This window comes from Psychrobacter sp. TB55-MNA-CIBAN-0194, from assembly GCF_040309505.1.
In the GTDB taxonomy this organism is placed as follows: domain Bacteria; phylum Pseudomonadota; class Gammaproteobacteria; order Pseudomonadales; family Moraxellaceae; genus Psychrobacter; species Psychrobacter fozii.
This window is the reverse complement of sequence record NZ_JBEOOW010000375.1, coordinates 1-266: the sequence shown is the minus strand read 5'-3', so window position 1 is coordinate 266 and position 266 is coordinate 1. Positions and strand designations below refer to the sequence as shown.

The following is a 266-nucleotide window of genomic DNA, read 5'->3' as shown; positions in this document are numbered from 1 at the left end:
CGCCAGCTTCGATCTCAGAGTCAGTAATGGTATGAGTGATTTTTATTGGAGCGCCGCCGCCCGTTGGGGTTACCGTGATAGTGATGGTGTCACCCATTAAGGTGCCCGTCGGTAGGGTCACTTGGGTTTGGATACCATCAGCAAATTCTGTTGCATTCACGCCATTTTCAGCTTCTGGAATGGCAATGATGGGGGCAACTTGAGTGGCGCCTTCTTGGCCACCAGGCGCTGTGCTGTCTTCTGCTACAATGTCAGCAGGGTTAGAC

The 266-nt window shown here is 52.6% G+C and carries 1 protein-coding gene; it reads right to left on the bottom strand.

Annotated elements, in window-relative coordinates; translation table 11 throughout:
* Positions 1 to 266, bottom strand: a 266-nt coding sequence (locus AAEY75_RS15525; protein ID WP_352260091.1) for a hypothetical protein, incomplete at both ends; no start/stop codon positions are given.